Below are 22163 nucleotides of genomic sequence, written 5' to 3'. Positions count from 1 at the left end.
AATTTTATAAAATTTTTATCGCTTCTATGGCTTCTTTTATTTTTATGAAATTCTCTTCATAATCATATGAAGCATCTTCCTTTTTTGCCATCTCTTCCATTTCACTTGCTGTCTTTTGTAAGAACTCTATTCTAAAGTTACCACTAGAACCTTTAATATTATGCGCTTTTTTTGCTATCGTATAAAAATCTTTGTCTTTTATAGCCTCTTGTAGTTCCGGGAGAACCTGCTGCATTTTACTAACAAAGAGATCGAGTAACATTGTTAATTCATCAATACTTAACATCAACTCTTTTGTCAGCGCTTTGGAGTCTAAACCAACTATCTTGACATCAGGTACCCTATTGCTTGTCTCTGATGATAAATGAGTATAATCGGGTTCTAAAAATGTATCAAAAAGATTTTCTAAATCTTTTAATACTATAGGTTTTCCTAAAAATGCATCATATCCATGGAGAAGCCCTTTTTCTCTTGCACCTTTTAAAACATTTGCCGTAAGTGCTGATATAGGTGTATGCTCTAAAGAGTTTTCTTTTTCAAACTCTCTTATCTTTTCAACCGCTTGCGTGCCATCCATTTTTGGCATCTGCTCATCCATCAAAATAAGGTCATAATGATTGATTTTGTACAACTCTATAGCATCAAGCCCATTATTTACAATATCAAACTCTAGTCCGTATTTTGAAAGTATTATTTTGATGAGTTCCTGATTAGCCTCATTATCCTCAGCTACTAAAATTTTCCCTTTAAAGTGTTTAGAGATTTTCTTTCTGTGTTCTAGGTATTCCTGAGGATATAAGAGCTCCTCAAAAGCGACTTTTAGTTTTTCACAATATAGAGGGAAAGAGATAGTATTTACATGCATATAATTATCATATATGTCACACTCTTGAGAAACGATACTAATAAACTTTTTATCAGACTTTATAATCTTACTCATCTCTTCTGAAATTAACTCTTCATGTAAAAATATACATATGTCGTATTCCAGGTCTAAAGAGTTAACTATAGCGATATCCATATTAAAAACCTCGGCATAGTTAATAAATGATTTGTGTTTATAGTTAAGAGAATAATTTTTTGCATATACAGCAATTTTAAAGTTTTTAAGTTTCTCCACCTCTTCAAAAAAGAGGTGCTGGTCAGTATGAATGTCAACCGGGATCTCCATCCAAAAACGACTTCCCTCGTCCATTTCCGATTCTACTCCGACATCTCCACCCATAAGCTCTGCTAACTGACATGATATGGAGAGTCCAAGTCCTGTTCCGTCACTTCTACTCTCTTTTGCAAACTGAGCCTGTCCAAAGGCTAAAAAGATATTCTCTTTATCCTCTTGAGAGATTCCTATACCGTTATCTTCAACAGAAATTTTTAAGACCTTGTCTCTACAGTTCGCTTCTATATGAATATGTCCGTCTACAGGTGTAAACTTAATAGCATTACTTAAAAAGTTAGAGAGTATTTGTTTTATTCTTAATATATCCCCTTCTAACTGAAGTGGTATTTTTGGATCTATAAATGAAGTGATCGTAATATTTTTCATCTTCGCACTTGCAACAAACAACTCCATTGTATGCGAGATCTCATCATGCAAAAAGAACACTTTTGGTTCAATATGGAACTCTCCACTTCTAAGTTTTGAAAAGTCCAAAATATCGTTAATAATACTTAAAAGGTTCTCTCCGCTGTTTAATATAATGTCTAAATAGTTTCTATGTTTTTTGGGAAGCTCATCCTCTAAGAGCAAATTTACAAAGCCGAGGACTGCGTTTAACGGTGTTCGTATCTCATGTGACATGTTCGATAAGAAATACTCTTTTGCCTGTGAAGCGACAAGAGCTTCTTGCCTTGCATCAACAAGTTTTTGAAAAATCACATCTGTATAGTATTTTAATATACCGCGGAAGTTTTGGTCAAAAATATAAGAGATTGAATCGAAAACCTCTTTCGAATTAATCTTAGCATCGTAAGAGAAATCGATCATTGAGCGTCTAAAGTGACTGCACAGCTCAAAAAGCTCATCAGCACTGATCTCTCTGTTTTTTAAGTAAGCTAAGAAATCCTGCATAACAGGACAGTTTCCTATTTGTACTTCTCCGGAGATTACACCCATAAAGTAGTCAAATACACCACTCCCGTATGTTTCAATAAAATAGTCTTTATCTATTTCGTGAAGTTGTAAAATCTCTGTAGGAGTTTCATATGCAACCCATTGTTGCAATATATTATACTTTGACTCAGAAAACTTGTCTTTACATTTATGTAGTGATTGAATATTTTCAGGCATATCCATTTCTTTAATATCTTTATTTTACGAAGATATAAGAAAGTGTCATCACTGCAGATAGTTTTACCATTGCGATAAATGCCGTTCCTAAAATATTACCTATTTGACAACTTGTACATGTTTTATATTTTAACCCTTCATATCTACCGTAAACGATGTATATAAGAGTAACTATCCCTATAAAATAAGATGTATATAGTTCATATTGCCAAACATCAGATAATATTTTCTTATCTTCTATAAAGAATGATATTAAAAAAACGAAAAAAAGTAAAGCGATAGTAATATTAATAAATTTTATAATTTTATCTTTGAAAAACGTTGTAGGACAATAGTTCTCATACCCTATATCAGAACCAAATTCCAAACTTTCTTCAAATCTTTTCTTTTCCTCTTTTGAGAGCTTATTTAAAAAAGTCGAACCAAAAGTATAGTCAATTTTTCTCTGCAGTGTAATTGCTAAATCATCTTCAGCTTTTAAAACTTGGTTTTCACCTGCTCTGTTTTGATATATAACACTTATCTTTTCATGGCGCACTACATTGGCACTTAAATCATCATAATATGTTGTTTTCTCTTGAGTAGTAACTTCACCGCTGTGAGCGATCACTTTAGGATTTATAAGTTCTAAAAAACTACCATCTTCATTTTTTAAAACGATTACATTTAAATAACTTCCTATTTGAAAAGCAGATAACGCCTTTAAATTATTTTCATTTATAGTATCTTTAAGATCATCTATTAAGGAAAATAATTTCTCATCAAATACACGTACATTGATTCCATACTCAACACTCAGCGGAGTTGGATATTTTATTAACTCTTTTACCATCTTTAACTTTTAAATTTTCAACTGCTATCTAAGCCAAATATAGCTTAGATAGCAAATATTTAGTGACTTTTGCTCACTACAATTAGCATCTTAATATTGATAACTAAAAACCTAAGAAACTGATAAATAACACATGTTCTCATAGCTCTTGCAAACTTACCGGGAATCATAGTTAAGTTAAAGTCTCTACTTTTTCCAAAGTTTTTTTCTTCATGTTTCATTCTATACTCCTTCTATTATTCTGGGATCATTGTCCAGCCCGGATTGAGCTTCGCTTTGTAAATAAACATATAGTGAAGAATATGTTTAATCCAGTGACCTGCAAGACCAATTTCACCAAACGTATAGTCTGTATCACGTCCTGTTCCAGGATATTTTTCAAAGTCAGGAACAACAGGATAAACAGTCATAGCAGCTGCTTGTCCGTCAAACCAACCTTTACCAGCTGATGCAACACAAGCTGCACCCATTTCAGCCATAGAAGCTTCATGTAAGTGAGCACCTTCACCTTTAGTGATAAGGTCACATACAGAGTGTGCTACCGCTTTACCGATGATACCTGCAGGCATACCAGTTCTTGGTGGAGTTGGATTGATCGGAGTTCCATTTGGAGAACTCATAGGCTGAGAAATAAGGTGTGGTGGCGCAAATGCGATACCAGCAGCAAACATATTTGGATATGTAGGGTTTTGGTAAGTTCTTGGCCAGTCACTTGCTTTCCACTCAGCATAAGGCTTAGCAGTATAATCAGCATCAACTTTCATAAATCCGTTTGGAGCAAATACTACATCTGTAATATCTTCACCAGCTTTGTTGTATGCTTTTAGTCCTACACCTGCAAACGGTGGGATAAGCATTGCAAAGTCAAACTCTTCTTCACCAGTGCTTCCATCAAGAAGTTCATAGTCAAGTTTTCCACTTTCAATGTTTGATACGTGTGCACCAATTAACCATTCAACACCTCTTTCAGCATATAATGATTCAGCGAAAAGTTTAGAACTTACTACATAACCGCCAACTTTCATATGAAGTCCACCCATTCCAAAGTCACCTAAGAATGACTCGTTTGAGATCCACTTCATATCTGCCATATCACGAACACCGGCTTTATTTAACTCATGCTCAATATTGAAAATATATTCAAATGCAGCACCTTGACATGTACATAAACCGTGACCTGTTCCGATTAAGAACTTTTGACGCTCACCGTTTTTCATCTTTTCGATACATTTTGCCAGTTCTTCAGATGCATGAACTGCATGATCTGCCGTACATACAGATACTGTATGCTCTCCAATCTCACTTCCCTCACCAAGACCCGGAGTTGCTCCAAAGTTAAGTTTTGGACCAGTAGCATTGATTATATAATCATACTCTACATCTTCAGACTGACCAACTTTATCTTGTCCTGTATATTCAACAGTTACAAATGGCTTATCACTTGTTTCGCTTCCTTCAGGGTTGATAGAAACAGCTTTTGCTTGCTTATATGTGATACCCGCCTTTGCATAAACCGGTGCTAATTCAAAAGTTACTTCCTCTTTTGACATCTCACCAACACCAACCCAAATGTTTGACGGAATCCAGTTCCATTTTGCATTTGGAGTCACAACCACAACCTCGTGTGCTGAACCTAACCATTTTGCGGCGAATGTAGCTGCAGTATGACCTGAAACACCACCACCTAGTACGACTAATCTTGCCATAAACCTTCCCTTTTAATAAGTTCTAATACAACTTTAACAGAATAAAATCACATTATTATCACAATAAAAAGCTTAATTTTTTCTATATCGTAAAGTTATACTCTACATAATTTTTTTTAAATTCCGAAAGTATGGCACTGATGAAGTATTATTAATTTGAAAAACTTATTTTACTTTAAAATTTTACTCACAATCTCAAATGTATTTTTTGATATTCCTTGTGTAGAAACGATACATTCTAACGTCGCTTTCATCAATTTTTTGTTAGATTCAATCATTTTTGGGTAGATTTTAAATGCACCTGAAAGAGCTGAGGCCATCTGAGGATTAATTTTATCTATCTCAATAATCTTATCACTTAAAAATTTATACCCATATCCGTCTTTAGCATGAAAGTATTTATAGTTTCTTGCAAAAACACCTATTAATGAGCGTACAAGATTTGGAACTTTTTCATCATACACCTCATCATTTTGCAGTGCCATCACTCGATCAAGTACACCCTCTCTCGGTGAAGCTGCTAAAAGTGCAAAATATTTATTCATTACAAGTGTGTTGTTTTTGTACCTGTTATAAAAGTCATTAAAAGCTATTTCACTTAACTCTGCATCAATTGACTCTAAAACATCAAGTGCTGTAATTCTATCTGTCATGGTTAACGAGTGTTCATACTGTTCTTTAGCTACAGCAGCTATCTCTTTTGACTCTAAAGCACTTAAAAGAGATAGCACTCTGTTTTTCAATGCACGTTTAGCAATGCTTTTACTATCGAGAGCGCTATTTAGAGGTTCATGGTTTTGAAAATAAAGTTTTAACAATTTCGCCTCATACTTTTTAGCAACTTCATAAGAGAGTTTATCTTTTGCCTTATATAATGGTTCAAAATCTACCACATCTTGTTTTTGCATCAGTGTAGAGATTGATGGAAGCTCAAGTAAAAGTGCTTTATATGAAAGATCAGTATCTAACTCCAACAGAGCTCCAAAAGCTTCTAAGTATTCACTTATGTCACTCTCAATATCTTCCATAAGTTTAAAAAGTATAGAGATAGCAAACTCTTGTGCAGCTTCATACTTTGTAAAACTGTTTGTATCATGCTGCATTAAAAATGCGAAATCAACATCTTGGTGTTTGATGATAACAGGTGCTGAGAAATCTCTGTTAATTGAGAGAACCGGTTTCTCTTCAAAACCCTCGAACATAAAAGACTCACTCTCTTTTGAGATAATAAGCATTTTCTCCTCGGCTACTGCACCTGTTTTGTCCATAAGAGCAATCTTTAATGGAAAGTACATAGCTTTTTGCAAAGAACCATCTACTTTATTTGGAACGTTTTGTGTCAATGTTAAAGTATATTTGCCATCTGCATAGTTCTCTTCCACTTCCAAACTTGGTGTCCCGCTTTGATCGTACCATAGTTTAAAATGCTCCAGATCAAACTCTCCATATTCTTTCATAGCCCATAAAAAGTCATCTGTCCTTACCGCTTGACCGTCAAACGTTTCAAAATAAAGGTCTGTCGCTTTTCTATAGTTCTCTTCACCTAAAAGAGTATGAAGCATTCTGATAACTTCAGCACCTTTTTCGTATACCGTTGCAGTATAGAAGTTATTCATAGAGATATATGACTTTGGCTGAATCGGATGAGCCGTAGGAGATGCATCTTCTACAAACTGACGCTCTCTTAACGCTTTCACATCTTGTATGCGTTGTACTTCACTAGAGTTCATATCTGCCGAGAAACACTGATCACGAAATACAGTAAGTCCCTCTTTTAGTGTAAGCTGAAACCAGTTTCTACACGTAATTCTGTTTCCGGTCCAGTTATGAAAATACTCATGTGCGATCACCGATTCAATTCCCATAAAGTTTGCATCTGTTGCAGTATCTGCATCTGCAAGTACATATGCAGAATTAAATATATTTAACCCTTTATTCTCCATAGCTCCCATATTAAAACTATCTACGGCAACGATATTATAGATATCAAGGTCATACTCACGACCGTATTTTTCCTCATCCCACTTCATAGCATTGATTAAACTTTTCATTGCGTGGTCTGCTTTATCGCTATTGCCTTTATCTACATAAATATTTAGCTCAACATCATTCCCGCTGGCAGTTACAAAACTGTCTGTTATAAAGTCTAAATCTCCTGCTACAAGGGCAAAAAGATATGAAGGTTTTGGATGTGGATCGTGCCAAGTTACCCCGTGACGTGTGTTAAAACTTTCATGACAATGGACCTTGTTTCCATTTGCTAAAAGGATCGGGTACTTCTTCTGATCTGCAATTACAGTCGTTGTAAAAATACTCATTACATCGGGACGATCGAGGTACGGTGTAATTCTACGGAACCCTTCAGGCTCACACTGTGTACAGAAGATATCTCCAGATTTATAAAGACCTTCTAGTTCCGTATTTTTTTGCGGATAGATTCTGTTTCTGATCTCTAGAGTAAACTCCTGTGGTACATTTGAAATAGTAAGCGTTTCCTCATCATGTGTATAACGATCACTTCCAAGTACCTCACCGTCAAGAACCACCTCTTTAAGCTCCAGTTCCTGTGCATCTAAAACAAGGTCTGCACTTTCATCAAGCTTTTCAAACTTCATAATATTTGTTACATTAGTTTCCTCTTCAAAAAGCTCAAATGTAAGATTTACACTCTCAATAGTAAAACTCGGTTTTTTATAATCTTTTAAAAATATCTCTTGTACTTCGTTACTCATTTATACTCCAATTAAATTCTTTTAGTAAATTTGTAAATGTATCATCTAAATCTGCTTTTAAAGTGATTACTTCTCCACTATAAGGGTGCACAAATTGCAAAGAGCAGCAATGCAATAATAATCTATGCACATTGTATTCTTTTCGGATAAACTTGTTATGCTCACCTCGTCCATATTTCGTATCTCCCAAAATATGATGAGAAATATGTTTCATATGGCGACGGAGTTGATGTTTTCGACCTGTTTGTGGATGTAGTTCTACTAAAGAGTAGCGAACAGTATCATACTTCCCGACACTAACTTGCAGCTCTATTTGATCAAGAGCTTTATACTCCGTAATCGCCTCTTGTGCCTCTTTATCCTCTTTTGCATCCTTATCTGCAATCTTATCCAGCTTCTCTTTGAGCGGATAGTCGATAACACCGTCTTCTAGATAACCACGGACTACTGCTATGTAAGTTTTTTGAGGAGAACGTTCTCGGAACTGTTCATTTAAAAGGCGAGCACTCTCTTTATCTAAGGCAAAGAGTAGTACTCCGCTTGTAGGTTTATCAAGACGGTGGATCGGATAAACCCATTGCCCTATTTGATCACGTAACATCTTCATCGCGTAATAGATCTCGTGTCTATCGATCATAGACTTGTGAACCAAAAGCCCGCTGGGCTTATTTATAGCTACAAGATGCTCATCTTGATATAAAATCTCTAAAGTATAGTCTTTAAACAATTAGCGTGGATCTCTTTTTGTAGTTTTTCTTTTCTTTGCACGTTTAAGAGATGTAGCTGTTGTTTTTACAGCCTCTTTTTTTGTTTTTACAAAACGTTTCTCTTGCTTTTTATGCTCAGATTTTAGTTTGACTTCATCAATATCTTTTCTTCTAATGTTTGGGTCAGGCTCAAAACCTTCAACTGTCTCTTTATCAATCTTTTGACCGATCAGCTTTTCAATATCACGAATTTCATACTTTTCATATACATCAAGTAAAGATATAGCCTCCCCTTCACGCCCTGCACGACCTGTACGACCTACACGGTGTACATAATCTTCCGGAATAGATGGCAGTTCATAGTTAATTACATATGGGAGTTCTTCAATATCAAGCCCACGAGAAGCTATATCTGTGGCAACCAGTACACGGAACTTCCCTTCCATAAACTGCTTTAAAGTTTTAAGACGGTTTGCTTTTGTTTTATCGCCGTGAATTACACCAGTTTTGAGACCATCTTTTTCAAGCTCTTCGCCTAAAATATCTGCACTTGCTTTTGTTCTTGTAAATACAAGTACTTGAGGATAGTTTCTTGAGCCTATCAAGTACGCTAACAGTTCGGCTTTTCTATTTGCATCAACAAGATAAGCAACCTGATTGATCGTATCTACCGTTGTATTTTTCTTAGCCGTTTCAATAAAAGCGGGAGATGTAAGAATCAGTTTTGATAATTTTCTTACTTTTTCTGAAAATGTTGCCGAGAACAGAAGTGTCTGATGTCTTTTAGGAAGCAGTGGATGGATAGCTTTAATATCTTTGCTAAAACCCATATCCAGCATACGATCGGCTTCATCAAGAACAAAAACTTCAACATCATCGAGTTTAAGACCGTTTTGTGTTAACTCCAACAAACGTCCCGGAGTTGCCACGATCACTTCAGCCCCACCTTTTAGTTTTGCAATCTGCTTAACGATATCTTTTCCACTAATGATAGCTTCACATTTAATATCCATATATTTTGAATACGCTGTAATATCTTCATAAATCTGTACACTTAACTCTCTTGTCGGAGAGACGATAACTGCGCGGACACCCTTGCTTGTATCTTTTTTTCTTAATTTTTGGAGCAATGGAAGTGCAAATGCTGCCGTTTTTCCAGTTCCCGTTTGTGCTGTTGCAAAAAGATCTTTCTTTTGTAAAACTAATGGGATAGCTCTTTGTTGTATTATTGTTGGTTCAGTATACCCAAGATCGTTTATAGCATCTAACAGAGGCTTAAAAACTCCTAGTTTTTCAAATGACATTTTTTACCTTTTTTATTGACATGACATAGATATATCTTTTATAATATTTTAACATAATAATACTTTAGTATCTTCTAACAAGTAAAAAGTGATAGATTTGTGATATAATTTACAAGATATAAGTTCCAATAAAAAGGTAATACAATTTTAAACACTCATCATAATATTTCTATCATCACTCTTATAAAATTTATATTACCGTTTGCTTTGATCTGGTCGATTGTCAATTTATATTTTGATCAAGTTTTTGCAGCTAGTATTACACTGTTTTATCTCATTGCCTCAGTTGTAACTCTTTTAATTTACAAAAAAACTCGTAAAGAAAATACCCTTATAAGAGTCCAAATGATTTTAATGCTCTTACTTCCATTCATTATGATGTGGAATTTAGGCGGCTTTGAAAATGGTAGTAATACTATGATTTGGGCATTTTTATCACCTATTATGGCCTTACTCTATACAGAGAAAAAAGAGCCCTTTTACTGGCTCATGGCATTTTTAGTTCTTCTAAGCCTTTCTGTTTTACTTGAACCTATTCTGGCAAAGCGAACTATTACTTACACTTTAAAAGAGTTTCTATTTCTAATAAATACTTCTGCTGTACTCTCAGGAATATATATACTTTTAAAATATTTTATAAATCAAACAAAAACCGATGTAAATAACAATATCTCTTTTTTACAAAGTTATAAAACAACAATCGATACAAACCTTGTTGTTACCAAGACTGACCTTGATGGAAACATCACTTTTGCAAATGAGAACTTTTACAAAATTTCAAAATACAATGCAGATGAAGCACTAGGTGCTAAACACAATATAGTACGCCATCCGGAAACTGATCCAAGTGTATATAAAGAGATTTGGAATACTATTTTAGAGAAGCGTACGTGGCACGGCCAACTCAGAAATCAAGCAAAAGATGGTTCAACATACTGGGTAGAGACTGCTATTTCACCGATATTGGATAAAGATAACAATATAGTAGAGTTTATTGCAATCCGTTACGATATTACAGAGATTATACAAAAGCAGGAAACACTCACAAAACTACTTTACACAGACACTTTAACAGGTCTCAAAAACAGAAAAGCACTTTTTAGAGATAAAAATGAGAATGTTCAACACTCATTGGTGCTTATAAATTTAGATAAATTCAGCCAGATCAACAATCTTTACGGCGAGGCTTTTGGAGATAAAGTACTTATAAAGTTTAGCAAGTTTTTACTTGAAGTACTCGAACAACGAGAGAGCTGTGATCTTTACAGACTCGGTGGCGATGAATTTGTTATTCTCTCCGAAGAGCGTGATCCTGTAGTTTTACAGAACAATATCACAAATCTTATCCAATACCTTCATGAAAGACCTATAACAATAGAAGGACAGGAGATAAGCCTTGGTATCTCTGTAGGAATTTCCCTGGAAGACAATAAGTCTCTTTTAGAATCATCAAGTATGGCTTTAAAATCTGCAAAACGAAACGGAAAGCACATTGTACTTTATTCAGATTCTATCTCTCTCAATAAAGAGTATGAGAACAATCTTAAATGGGTCAAAGAGATAAAAGAGGCTATAAAACACAATAGAGTGGTTTTATATTATCAAGCGATCAAAGACAATAAAACAGATACCATATTCAAGTATGAAACACTTATTAGACTACTTGATGAGAAGGGGAATGTTGTCCCTCCACAACAATTTTTAGAGATTGCCAAAAAGTCAAAACTCTATAAAGACTTAACAAAGATCGTGATTAATAAAAGTTTTGAGTATTTCAAAGATAAAAAGTTTCACTTTTCAGTAAATATTACAATAGAAGATATACTCGATCCTGAAATTAACAAGTTTATTATCAATGCACTGCAAAAATACAACGTAGGACCGCAAGTCTCATTTGAAATAGTTGAGACTGAAAGTATTGAAAAATTTGAAGTAATTGAACAGTTTATAAATGATGTAAAATCATATGGAGCGAAAATCTCTATAGATGACTTCGGTACAGGATACTCGAACTTTGAGTACCTTATGAAACTGCAAGCCGACTACATAAAAATTGATGGTAGCATCATTAAAAATATAGTCCATGACAAAAAGTCGGCACTTATCACTTCTATCATAGTTTCGTTTGCAAAAGAGATGAATATCAAGACGATTGGTGAGTTTGTTGAAAATGAAGATATTGAAAGAAAACTTAAAGAGTTAGGCGTTGATAAATCTCAAGGTTATTTTATAGAAAAACCTAAAGAAAAATTATAAAAATCTGAGTATAATTAAACAAAAATTATAAGTTTAACTATATGCTCAGAAAAACGCTCAAAAAAACAACGAAAAATAAAAAATTAAACGACTTTATAAAAAAATATAAAATCCCGCCTGAATACCTTTCAGGCAATAGAAAAATGATCTCCCGAGGAGTTTTTCTAGGACTGTTTATAGCCTTTATCCCCATGCCTATGCAGATGGCTGCCGTGCTTTTATTTGTCCCTTTCTTTCGCTTTAATGTCCCAATTGCACTTGCAATGTGTTGGTTAAGTAATCCTTTTACAATGCCCCCAATGTACTATATAGAGTATTTAACAGGTTCATATATTTTAGGGATAGAACCAAAGCCTGTTGAGCTGACACTTGAATGGTTTTCAGAAAATATAGACGATATCTTTATCCCTCTTTATTTCGGGACTGCTCTGTATTCTGTTATCGGTTCAACAGTTGGATATTTTGTAGTGAACCATTTCTGGAGAAGTTCGGTTCATAAAGAGAAAAGCTCTCGTAAGAAAAAGTAACCAACTCCACTAATCCACACTAACATTATAGTTATGTGTTTATATAAAAATGTGTTTTTACTCACTTTGTGTCGAAAAAGGGCCATTGCGAGCGTAGCGCCCAAGAAACCGCCCAACAATGAAAAGACATGAAGTTCTCTCTCGCTTATTCGGGATGCTTTCGTTTTTATAGAGCGATACTTATCAAAACTATAGATCAAAAAAGCGAGTATATTTATAAAGATAAAGTAGACAAAGAGTACCTCTTTGATCACTTTTTACAACTTCTCAGCATCAGGTAAACTCCCAATACAATAAACGGTATACTTAAGAGTTGTCCGGTTGAAAGTAGCATATCTGCAGCATAATCAGCTTGTCTCTCTTTTACAAATTCCACTAAAAATCTTACAATAAAAACAAGTGTTAAAAACAGACCAAATAAAAATCCATCTTTCAACTTATCGCGAAATTTTATATATATGCTAAAGAGTACAAGTCCGATCAAAAGATAAGAGAGTGCTTCGTATAGTTGTGCAGGATGGCGAGGAAGCTTATCAACTCTGCTAAATACGATTGCCCAAGATACATCACTCACTTTTCCCAAAATTTCAGAGTTCATCAAATTACCCATACGGACGAAAAATGCAAAGAAAGCCGTAGGGATGGCAATTTTATCTAAAAACCATAAGAGGTTTAGTGAGTGTTTTCTCTTGTAAAGATAGATACCTAAAAGCGCACCAAGACCTCCACCGTGAGAAGCTAAACCGCCTTTCCAAACATAAAGTATCTCTATTGGATGTGCTAAATAGTAATCAGGTTCATAAAACAGACAGTGACCGAGTCTCGCACCAATTACGATCCCAATCACTACATACAAAAACATACTATCAAGCTCTTGAAGCTCTTTATTCTCTTTTTTGTATATCCATTTCATTATCTCTAGACCGACAAGGATTGCAGCGGCAAAAAGTATCCCGTACCAATATACCTGCATCCCTCCAAGAGAGAGTGCTACCGGATCAACACTCCAGATGAGATGTTCCATTATTTTTTCAGAGCCTCAGCGATCAGTTCAATAGGGTTTTTAAATACAGTTTTTTCATTTCCTGAATAATCCATAGAGGCATTGATCTGCATACGACATGCACTACACTCGGCACTAACAACATCTGCACCCGTTTTTTCAATCATAGCAGCTTTTGGAGCACCCGCAGCTTTTGCAAAATGATGTTTTTCAGTCTGCATCGTAATACCACCGAAACCACAACATGCATTTGGATCACTCATCTCCACAATTTTATAATTTTTAGAGATCAGGTTTCTAGGTTCTTGATACACACCCTGCATCTTTCTCGCATGACACGGATCGTGATAAGTTACAATTCTTGTATTTTGTTTTTTCTCTTCTAAAATTTTCTCTAGATCTGTATGATTTTGGAGCCATTCAGTAGCCATATATACTTTAGACATTACAGATTTAGCACGTGCTTTCCAATCAGGCTGATCGTGAAAAAAGTGCTCGTAGTCAATTTTTAGCATTGCACTACAAGTAGCTTCAGGAACGATGATAGCTTCTATATCATCACCTAAAGACTCAAAGTATCTGATATTGTGTTTTGCATTATAATCGACCGTATCGAAATCTCCAGTGAAGTATGCAGGAGCTCCACAGCACTTCTGATCTTTGGCCAAGAATGCATCGATCTCTAACACATCTAAAATCTCTAAAAGTGAATCCCCTATAGATCTATAGTTATAGTTTGCTAGACACCCGATAAATATAGCTACTTTTCTTTTACCGCCGTTATCGATGTTTTCAGGGTACGCGTTTAAAAATGATGTTTTTCGTAAACTAGGTAAAAGTCTATCAACTTTTAACATCGGTAGATTGAAACGCGACTTCATAGAGTCTATATCTGATTTGATTTTAAACCCACATGTTTGAAATGCCCAACCGAGTTTAAAAGCGAGATCGTTTAACCAACGGTGACGTAACAGTAAAAAGAAAAGTTTTTTATACCATGCAATACCAAATTTTTGTGCTATATCTGCACGAGCTTGTTCGATCACCATATCAGTTGGAAGTGATTTTGGACAAACATCTACACAGTTTGTACAAAGAAAACAACTCTCAAATATATCTTTTGCAGTTTTATCAAGTTCTAAATGCCCGCGTTTATACGCACCTAAAAGATCGATGAAACCACGAGGTGATGTTACCTCATCAGCATTTACTTTATGGATTGTACAAACAGGGATACACTTCCCGCACTTAACACAATCATCAGCAGTTTTGTCGAAATTAAATATCTCGTCTAATTTTTTATCTACACTCACACTCTACACCGTTTTTGAAAAAGTTTTTTTACTGCCCGCATGTTGATGCATATATGCATCAAACGGCATTGCAATATTTCTGATCAGTAATGTTCCCGTTTGAGAACATGCAATTTTATCATCATCTATCGTTATAAGATCTTCAGAAGCAAATCTTTGTAGTTCTTCTAAGGCATCTTTAAAATACTCTTTGAAGTTGATATTGAACTCAGATTCAAAGCGTTTTATATCAAGTTTAAAGTTACTCATAAGCTCCATGATCACGTACTGGCGGATCATATCATCTTCATTTAACATTACACCGCGTTCAAAAGGAAGTTTTCCTGCATCGATCGCTTCTTCATAAAGTTTCATATCTTTATGATTCTGTGCGTAATAATCAACCCCTTCACCGATAGATGTTAATCCAACACCTATTAAATCTGCCCCACCTTTAGTAGTGTAGCCCTGGAAGTTTCTATGAAGCTCCCCTTTCTCAATAGCCTGGAAAAGCTCATCTTCAGGTTTTGCGAAGTGATCCATTCCAACCATTTTATAGCCGTGACTTGTCAGGTAATCGATCGTATATTGCATAATTTGAAGTTTTTCATCCGGCTGAGGGAGTGTCGTTTCATCTATTTTACGCATAGTCTTTTTCAGCCAAGGCACATGAGCATAGTTAAATACCGCGAATCTATCCGGATTTAATGTAAGTGAAAGTTCCAATGTCTCTTTGAAAGTCTCTAAGTTTTGAAAAGGTAGTCCATAGATTAGGTCTACATTTACAGAGACCATATTGTATTTACGTGCCAAATCCATTGCATTTTTCGTAATATTATAGGGCTGAACACGGTGTACGGCTACTTGCACTTTTTCGTTGAAATCCTGAATACCGAAACTCACACGGTTAAATCCAGCTTCACTCATTACACGCATCTGATCTTCATCGATATGGCGAGGGTCTATCTCACATGAGATCTCGGCATCATCTGTAAAATTTGGAAAGTATGATTTAATCTCGTCGATTACTACTTTTAATTGTTCCGCAGAGAAAAATGTAGGCGTACCGCCTCCAAAGTGCATCTGAATCACTTCACGTTTCATATTAAGATGCTTTGAGAGGATCTGTAGTTCACGCTTTAAGTACTCGATGTAGCGCAGCATCTTCTCCTCTTTAGAAGTAAAGACAACATTACATCCACAAAAATAACATGCATTTTTACAAAACGGGAGGTGGAAGTACAAACTTAAAGGGCGAGAGTCATCTTGATTTTCCAACTTTTTAATATACTCATCGTAACCAAAACTATCGCTAAACTCCAAAGCTGTCGGATACGAAGTATATCTCGGTCCCGGTTTTGAGTATTTTATAAATTTTGCAAAGTCTAATGACATTTCTTCCCCTCTAGTTTCATCTTTGTATAAGTTTTTGGAAGGTAAAAATAAGAGGCTCAGACCGCAGGGAGGATTTGTCCTCTTATTTTTGCCTTTCGAAAACGGTAATTTATCCGCGATTATCTCCAAAAAAGACTAATAAACCTATTAAATAAAACTCTACCCTTCTATAATCTTCTCAAATTGCTGCATCATCTGCTTTAACTCTTCGATCTCAAACAACTCAACTTTTTCACGTAAATCTTTTGCAAACTCTTCCATAAAACTCATTTCAAGTTTATGTGCTTCCTCCTCTAAACGCTTAGCAAAACTTTCTATTAAAGAGAGGTCGTTTGTAGTTTTTGCATCTTCAAATAACTTTATAACTTCTTTAGGAACTTTTTTAATAAAACTTGCGATCTCCTGCTCATTTTGCGATGAAGAAACCTCTATCTCTTTTTCTTTTGAAAGTTGATTCGTATGACTCAAATATTTAGAAACTACCAAATATAGCTCTTTTTTTGCTACCGGTTTTCTTAAATAATCATCGAAACGCTGCTCTTTTAATTTCTCTATATCACTTTGCATAATAGATGCAGTGAGTGCGACAACTGGAATATCAAACTCCTCTTTGATCATCCGTGTAGCGCTGTAGCCGTCAAGTTTCGGCATGCGAATATCCATAAAAATTAAATCGATTTTATTCTCTTTTACTTTTTGCAAGGCATCTTCACCATCAACTGCTTCAACTATCTTAATCTTAGTCCCTGAGAAACTCTCTTTTACCAGCAGTCTGTTTTCGGCTACGTCATCGGCAACTAATATTGTCGCTTCATTAAACTCAATATTACCTATATTTAAATCTTCTTCATCTTCAAGTTCTTCATTTCCCATAGATGCAATTGGAATGTTTTTTAGTATCAAAATAAAAGTTGAGCCTTTGCCAACTTCACTCTCAACCTCTAAAGTTCCATCCATTAAAAGTGCAAGTTTTCTACAAATGGAAAGACCTAATCCGGTACCACCGTACTTTTTAACATCTTGATTCTCCTGCTGTTCAAACAGATTGAAGATCTTTTCCTGAGCCTCTTTTTTAATGCCAACTCCACTATCACTCACTCGAATAATAAGATTAATTTTACTTAAATGTCCCTCTACTGGCTCTACATCTGCATTTACTTTTACAAAGCCATTATCGGTAAACTTCATAGCATTTCCGAGCAAATTGATTAGAACCTGCTTTAAACGGACTCCATCAACTATAAGTGCTTCAGGAAACTCTTTCTCTAGCTGAAGCTCTAGAGCGAGTCCCTTTTGTTCCGCCTGTAATCTGAAAAGCCCCACACTCTCTTGTAGCACTTGATGCAGATCTGTTTTTTTCTTTACAATCTCCATTTTCCCAGACTCTATTTTCGAGAGGTCTAAAATATCGTTAATGAGTACCAGTAAAGTTTGTCCAGATGTACGGATTGTTTTAATAAATGATTTTAGTTTTTTATCTTCGATCTGCTCATCTAAAAGTTCAGTAAAACCTAAGATAGAGTTCATTGGAGTTCGGATCTCATGACTCATGTTTGAGAGAAAACTCGATTTTGCTTCATTTGCACTATTTGCTTCATTCATCGCTTCTATCAGTTTTTTATTGAGTTCTTTTAACTTCTCTTGTGCTTCTCTTCTCTTTCCTACCTCCAAAGAGAGCTTTCTATTCCAAAACAATGATGCAAGGATCAGAACTAACAGAACTCCGACTATCTCTAAAATAGTGGTATAATCGATCTGTTTATCATACTTTACATCTACCCATTTGTTATATATTCTGTTTTTCTCTTCAGGTGTAATAGAGTCTATTGCCTTATTAAAGATCTCTATTCCTAAAGGATCCCAGTCATTTCGTAAAGCCATACGGAACTTAAGATTGTACGGAGTAATCCCTGATATTTTTAAGTTTGAAAAACCTTTTTTTTGTATATAGTTGCTTGCTATGGGCAAGAGATCGATATAGACATTTGCTTTAGAGTTTACAATGGCTTTAAAAGCTTGTGTAAGATTATCAACCTCAACATAGGTGATCTGGGGATGTTCTTTTCTCAAAAGTTCATTTATGGCATACCCTTTCACCAGAACAACTTTTTTATCGTTTAACTGCTGTATATCCGTAATAAACTCACTATTTTGCTTTGCTACAAAAACCAAAGGCATATCGATATAAGGCTTTGTAAAGTTTACTACCTTTTCTCTTGAAGGTGTTTTGGCTACACATGTGTAGAGATCAGCTTTTCTTGAGTTGATAGCCTCAACACTTTGTGACCACTCTTTTGTAGGGATTCTAACAAAATTTAAACCTGTTTTTTGTACGATTAGTTCCATATAACTACTTGCTATCCCTGAATATTTTTGATCATTTTTTGAAAGAAACTCTACAGGTTCCCAAAAATTATCAATTACATAATGGATAGTACTGTGCTCTTTGATCCATGCTTGTTCTTTTTTTGTTAAGTTCAGTAAACTTCTTCCCGTAAAATCAGCACTTTTGCTCCATTTTGATTTTATAGCCTGCATCTCATTTTCTTCTACATCTGCAACAGATTTTTGGATAATGTTAAACAAGGTTACGTTGTCTTTATCAATAGCAATACTTACAGAAGTACTAAACTCTTTGAGCTTCTCGACAATGTGTAAATTGTTTAAAATATTTTTATTGATTATGTAAGTTCCAACTGCAAGATTACCTATATAAGCATCAGCTTTACCTAGTGAAACCCATTCTAAGGACTCCTCATTTGAAGAGGATGGAATAATTTTAATTTGCGGATATTTTTCTTGTAGCCATTCATGTATATAAGAAGATCTATTTATCGAGACTGTTTTTCCTTTAAGGTCCTTAATCGTATGGATATTTTTACCGTTCTGTGTAATAACAACCATAGGTACATTCAAATAGGGTGTTGTAAATTTAAAATACTTTTTTCTATCTTCTGTTTTTACGGCACATACAAGTCCATCATATTTTTTTTCTTTTGCATTTTGAAGTGTTTTTGCCCATACCTCAGACTTTATACGAAACTTTAAACCGCTTTTCTTCTCTATCAGACGAATAAAGTCTTCAGATAAACCGCTATGCCGATTGTGTGCATCAACAAAATCAAAAGGGGGCCATCTATAATCACTCCCCAATATTACGATCGGATGTTCTTTTATATACTCTTTCTCTTCTTGGGTAAAAACTACATTAGCCCATATTTGTGTAGATAATACAACAAACAGAATGTAAATTTGAAAGAACAGCTTCATTACTCTTCTTCTACAATTGCTCTGAAACTTTCTATGTTATTTTCAAACAGTTCGGTCAGATACGGATCAAACTGTTTTCCTTTACGATCTGTAATATATTTAACTACCTCTTCAAAACTCCAGGCATCTTTGTAAACCCGCTTATGTGTCAAAGCATCCAATACATCGGCAATAGCAACAATCCTTGCATAGATATGAATTTTCTCCCCTACAAGACCTTGGGGATACCCTGTTCCATCCCATTTTTCATGGTGTTGGTGGGCAATAATGTCCCCTGCTTTGATCAATCTTCTTTGAGAATGTTGTAAAAATTTATGCGCATTCGTGGTGTGTTCCTGCATAATTTTAAACTCTTCTTCAGTGTAACGACCAGGCTTATTCAATACTTCATGGGGGATAGTTACTTTTCCGATATCGTGAAGCGGTGAAGCGAAGTAAACATCATTTATCTCCTCTTCACTGAGTGCACCGTGAAGCGTTGCTAAAAGTTTTGAAGCATCTGCAACTCTTTTAATGTGCCTTCCTGTTTCATCTGAAGTTGATTCCATGAGTTCCGTTAAAAGATAGATTATCTCTTTTTGTGTTTGTTCAAGTTCACTCAAATATCTTTTTTCACGTTCTACAATTTTTACGTTAAGGTCAAGGTTATTTTGTTTTAAAACTTCTTTTGCATGATACAACTCTAAATGGGTTGTAACTCTTGCGATTAGTTCTTCTGAATGGAAAGGTTTTGTAATATAATCTACAGCACCGAGTTTTAGCCCTTCAGTAATAGAATCGACATCAGCTTTTGCAGTAAGAAAGATAACGGGAATATCTTGTGTACGAGGATCAGCCTTTAATTGTTTACATACTTCATATCCATTCATTTCAGGCATCATAATATCTAACAAAATAAGGTCAAACTTTTTAGTTGTTACAACATCCAAAGCTTCTTTGCCATTTAGAGCGAAGGAGAAATTATAGTTATTCTCTTTGAGAATATTCATAGCTACTTTAATATTATCGCTGATATCGTCTACAATTAAAATATTATAAACTAACTCCATTAGATCACCTCTTATTGCCATAAATTATAGCAAAAAAACATATAAAGTATATATTTATTAACTACTGTTTCATCTCTCCAGACAACCTCTGATAAACATCTGAGTTTTCTAAAAGTTCCTGATGTGTACCGTGCGCTACAATTTTTCCTTTTTGCATCACTAAAATTTTATCGGCATGCTCAATTGTAGAGAGTCTGTGAGCAATTGTGATCGTAATTTTATCTTTCGTATACTCATTCAGTGCAGCTTGAATTCTTTTTTCCGTTTCATTATCAAGTGCCGATGTTGCTTCATCGAAAAGAATTAAAGATGAATGTTTATAGATTGCACGAGCTATCGCTATACGCTGACGCTGTCCACCAGAAAGGTTAGTTCCAGCTTCACTCATCATAGTGTGTATCCCATCTTCAAGCTCATTTACAAAAGTAAGAGCATCAGCTAATTCTAACGCTTTTAAAACTTTTTTCTCATCGATATTTTCTTCACCGTAAGCAACATTTGCCGCTAAGCTGTCTTGAAAAATATAGATTCTTTGAGTTACAAAAGATATGTGGTGTTTTAAAGATTTCAGATCATAGTTTTTAATATCTTCACCATTAATTTTTACAATACCGTTATCCGGATCGTAAAAACGGAGCAGCATAGAGATAAAAGTAGATTTTCCGCCACCGCTGTCACCTACAAGAGCAATGTTTTCACCCTCTTTGATCGTAATATTGACACTATCAAGTGCATAAGAGCCCTCATACATAAGTGAAACATCTTTAAATTCAACCGTATGGATATCATCTTCTAAGATTTTTGTACCGTTTACAATTTTAGTATCTTCATCCAATACCTCAAAAACACGCTCACTTGCCGCTAGTGCATCCTGAATCTTCGAATAGGTCCCACCAAGTTTGCGGATCGGTTCAAATACTAAAATAATAGCAGTGATAAATGCAGTAAACTCCCCTACTGTCATATTGCCATCATACACTTCACGTCCACCGATATAAATAACTGCCGCTAGTCCACAAACACCGACAATTTCTAAAATAGGTGAGACTATTGCACCGACATAAATAGCTTTCATATTGATCTTAAAAAACTGCCAGTTATGTTCACTAAAACGCCCCACTTCAAATTTCTCCGTTGCATTTGCTTTAATCACTTCAGAGTTATTAAAAACCTCTGTTAAACGAGTTACTACGTCGGCATTTTTTGCCTGTGAACGGTGAGAATACTTTTTAAGTTTTTTAGCGAGTGACATAATAGGAAGAATAACAACCGGGACAACTACAAGTGCATAAAATGCGAGCATAGGATTTAGCCATATCACATAGCCAACAAGTGCGATCACAGCTAAAAGATCACGGAACATATCAGGTAGCATATTGGAGACAAAGAATTGAATACGGGCAATATCATTGGTAATTCTAGAGATTAGTTCACCGCTTCTATTTCGATAGAGATATGCCATATCCATAGATATCATCTTCTCTAAAAGGATCTCACGGAATCGCGTGATGATACTTTGCCCGATATACTCCATAAATACAGTTTGAATATATTTTCCAACCGCTTTTGTAAGATAAATTCCTATAAGTCCAAGAGGAATAAGATAAAGCATCTCCTCTTTTTTCTCAATAAACATATCATCCATTAAAGGTTTCATAATATGTGCATTTCCAGCAGTTGCACCAATAATCAACAATCCTGCAAAAAACACCATAATATAATGAAATTTATACTCTTTTATATAGGGCCAAAATCTTTTAATAATCTCTTTCAAATATTTTCTCCGTAACTAATAACGAT

Annotated in this window: 16 protein-coding genes; 2 read left to right on the top strand and 14 right to left on the bottom strand. The window is 35.0% G+C overall.

Features of this window, described 5'->3' with window-relative positions; all coding sequences use genetic code 11:
* Positions 1 to 4: 4 nt before the first annotated feature.
* The 7 genes from FJR03_RS03475 to FJR03_RS03445 form a co-directional block, all read right to left on the bottom strand.
* Positions 5 to 2290 (bottom strand): hybrid sensor histidine kinase/response regulator, encoded by a 2286-nt coding sequence (locus tag FJR03_RS03475; protein WP_193114267.1) that lies wholly within the window; start codon positions 2288 to 2290, stop codon positions 5 to 7.
* 19 nt (positions 2291 to 2309) lie between these two features.
* Positions 2310 to 3122, bottom strand: a complete 813-nt coding sequence (locus tag FJR03_RS03470; protein ID WP_193114266.1) for a peptide deformylase — start codon at positions 3120 to 3122, stop codon at positions 2310 to 2312.
* 59 nt (positions 3123 to 3181) lie between these two features.
* Positions 3182 to 3343, bottom strand: coding sequence for a hypothetical protein (locus FJR03_RS03465; RefSeq protein ID WP_193114265.1), 162 nt, complete (start codon positions 3341 to 3343; stop codon positions 3182 to 3184).
* Between the two features lie 15 nt (positions 3344 to 3358).
* Entirely contained in the window at positions 3359 to 4828 is a 1470-nt protein-coding gene (locus FJR03_RS03460) for an NAD(P)/FAD-dependent oxidoreductase (protein WP_193114264.1), read from the bottom strand.
* 170 nt (positions 4829 to 4998) lie between these two features.
* On the bottom strand, positions 4999 to 7560 hold the full coding sequence (pepN, locus tag FJR03_RS03455) for an aminopeptidase N (protein ID WP_193114263.1): 2562 nt from the start codon (positions 7558 to 7560) through the stop codon (positions 4999 to 5001).
* Positions 7553 to 8287, bottom strand: coding sequence for a tRNA pseudouridine(65) synthase TruC (gene truC, locus FJR03_RS03450; protein ID WP_193114262.1), 735 nt, complete (start codon positions 8285 to 8287; stop codon positions 7553 to 7555). The genes pepN and truC overlap by 8 nt, the downstream gene beginning before the upstream one ends.
* The gene (locus FJR03_RS03445; protein ID WP_193114261.1) at positions 8288 to 9571 is read right to left on the bottom strand and encodes a DEAD/DEAH box helicase; all 1284 of its coding nucleotides are present in this window, start codon (positions 9569 to 9571) and stop codon (positions 8288 to 8290) included.
* Positions 9572 to 9916: 345 nt separating this feature from the next.
* On the opposite strand from FJR03_RS03445, the gene FJR03_RS03440 reads away from it, so the two are divergent.
* Positions 9917 to 11827, top strand: a complete 1911-nt coding sequence (locus FJR03_RS03440) for an EAL domain-containing protein (RefSeq protein ID WP_193114260.1) — start codon at positions 9917 to 9919, stop codon at positions 11825 to 11827.
* A gap of 41 nt (positions 11828 to 11868) precedes the next feature.
* Positions 11869 to 12354, top strand: a complete 486-nt coding sequence (locus FJR03_RS03435; protein WP_193114259.1) for a DUF2062 domain-containing protein — start codon at positions 11869 to 11871, stop codon at positions 12352 to 12354.
* On the opposite strand, the gene FJR03_RS11890 is transcribed toward FJR03_RS03435, so the two are convergent.
* From FJR03_RS11890 to FJR03_RS03400, 7 genes are all read right to left on the bottom strand, one after another.
* Positions 12321 to 12608, bottom strand: a complete 288-nt coding sequence (locus FJR03_RS11890; RefSeq protein WP_226962170.1) for a DUF1294 domain-containing protein — start codon at positions 12606 to 12608, stop codon at positions 12321 to 12323. The genes FJR03_RS03435 and FJR03_RS11890 overlap by 34 nt on opposite strands.
* The gene (gene lgt, locus FJR03_RS03425) at positions 12605 to 13378 is read right to left on the bottom strand and encodes a prolipoprotein diacylglyceryl transferase (RefSeq protein WP_193114258.1); all 774 of its coding nucleotides are present in this window, start codon (positions 13376 to 13378) and stop codon (positions 12605 to 12607) included. Before lgt ends, FJR03_RS11890 begins: the two co-directional genes overlap by 4 nt.
* The gene (locus FJR03_RS03420; RefSeq protein ID WP_193114257.1) at positions 13378 to 14670 is read right to left on the bottom strand and encodes a (Fe-S)-binding protein; all 1293 of its coding nucleotides are present in this window, start codon (positions 14668 to 14670) and stop codon (positions 13378 to 13380) included. Before FJR03_RS03420 ends, lgt begins: the two co-directional genes overlap by 1 nt.
* A gap of 3 nt (positions 14671 to 14673) precedes the next feature.
* The gene (hemN, locus tag FJR03_RS03415) at positions 14674 to 16044 is read right to left on the bottom strand and encodes an oxygen-independent coproporphyrinogen III oxidase (RefSeq protein WP_193114256.1); all 1371 of its coding nucleotides are present in this window, start codon (positions 16042 to 16044) and stop codon (positions 14674 to 14676) included.
* Between the two features lie 159 nt (positions 16045 to 16203).
* Positions 16204 to 19314, bottom strand: a complete 3111-nt coding sequence (locus FJR03_RS03410) for a transporter substrate-binding domain-containing protein (RefSeq protein WP_193114255.1) — start codon at positions 19312 to 19314, stop codon at positions 16204 to 16206.
* The gene (locus FJR03_RS03405; RefSeq protein ID WP_193114254.1) at positions 19314 to 20363 is read right to left on the bottom strand and encodes a response regulator; all 1050 of its coding nucleotides are present in this window, start codon (positions 20361 to 20363) and stop codon (positions 19314 to 19316) included. Before FJR03_RS03405 ends, FJR03_RS03410 begins: the two co-directional genes overlap by 1 nt.
* Before the next feature lie 61 nt (positions 20364 to 20424).
* On the bottom strand, positions 20425 to 22137 hold the full coding sequence (locus tag FJR03_RS03400) for an ABC transporter ATP-binding protein (protein ID WP_226962169.1): 1713 nt from the start codon (positions 22135 to 22137) through the stop codon (positions 20425 to 20427).
* Positions 22138 to 22163: the final 26 nt, after the last annotated feature.

Source organism: Sulfurimonas marina (genome assembly GCF_014905095.1).
Classification (GTDB): domain Bacteria; phylum Campylobacterota; class Campylobacteria; order Campylobacterales; family Sulfurimonadaceae; genus Sulfurimonas; species Sulfurimonas marina.
The sequence above is the reverse complement of the archived record's forward strand: the minus strand, read 5'-3'. Positions and strand labels throughout refer to the sequence as shown.

Excerpts from the sequence above, each read along its gene's own strand:
- FJR03_RS03410 (WP_193114255.1), bottom strand. The coding sequence starts at position 19,314 with ATGAAGCTGTTCTTTCAAATTTACATTCTGTTTGTTGTATTATCTACA.
- hemN (WP_193114256.1), bottom strand. The coding sequence starts at position 16,044 with ATGTCATTAGACTTTGCAAAATTTATAAAATACTCAAAACCGGGACCG.
- FJR03_RS03460 (WP_193114264.1), bottom strand. The coding sequence starts at position 4,828 with ATGGCAAGATTAGTCGTACTAGGTGGTGGTGTTTCAGGTCATACTGCA.
- pepN (WP_193114263.1), bottom strand. The coding sequence starts at position 7,560 with ATGAGTAACGAAGTACAAGAGATATTTTTAAAAGATTATAAAAAACCG.
- FJR03_RS03470 (WP_193114266.1), bottom strand. The coding sequence starts at position 3,122 with ATGGTAAAAGAGTTAATAAAATATCCAACTCCGCTGAGTGTTGAGTAT.
- FJR03_RS03445 (WP_193114261.1), bottom strand. The coding sequence starts at position 9,571 with ATGTCATTTGAAAAACTAGGAGTTTTTAAGCCTCTGTTAGATGCTATA.
- FJR03_RS03440 (WP_193114260.1), top strand. The coding sequence starts at position 9,917 with ATGATTTTAATGCTCTTACTTCCATTCATTATGATGTGGAATTTAGGC.
- FJR03_RS03435 (WP_193114259.1), top strand. The coding sequence starts at position 11,869 with ATGCTCAGAAAAACGCTCAAAAAAACAACGAAAAATAAAAAATTAAAC.
- FJR03_RS03465 (WP_193114265.1), bottom strand. The coding sequence starts at position 3,343 with ATGAAACATGAAGAAAAAAACTTTGGAAAAAGTAGAGACTTTAACTTA.
- FJR03_RS03405 (WP_193114254.1), bottom strand. The coding sequence starts at position 20,363 with ATGGAGTTAGTTTATAATATTTTAATTGTAGACGATATCAGCGATAAT.
- FJR03_RS03475 (WP_193114267.1), bottom strand. The coding sequence starts at position 2,290 with ATGCCTGAAAATATTCAATCACTACATAAATGTAAAGACAAGTTTTCT.
- lgt (WP_193114258.1), bottom strand. The coding sequence starts at position 13,378 with ATGGAACATCTCATCTGGAGTGTTGATCCGGTAGCACTCTCTCTTGGA.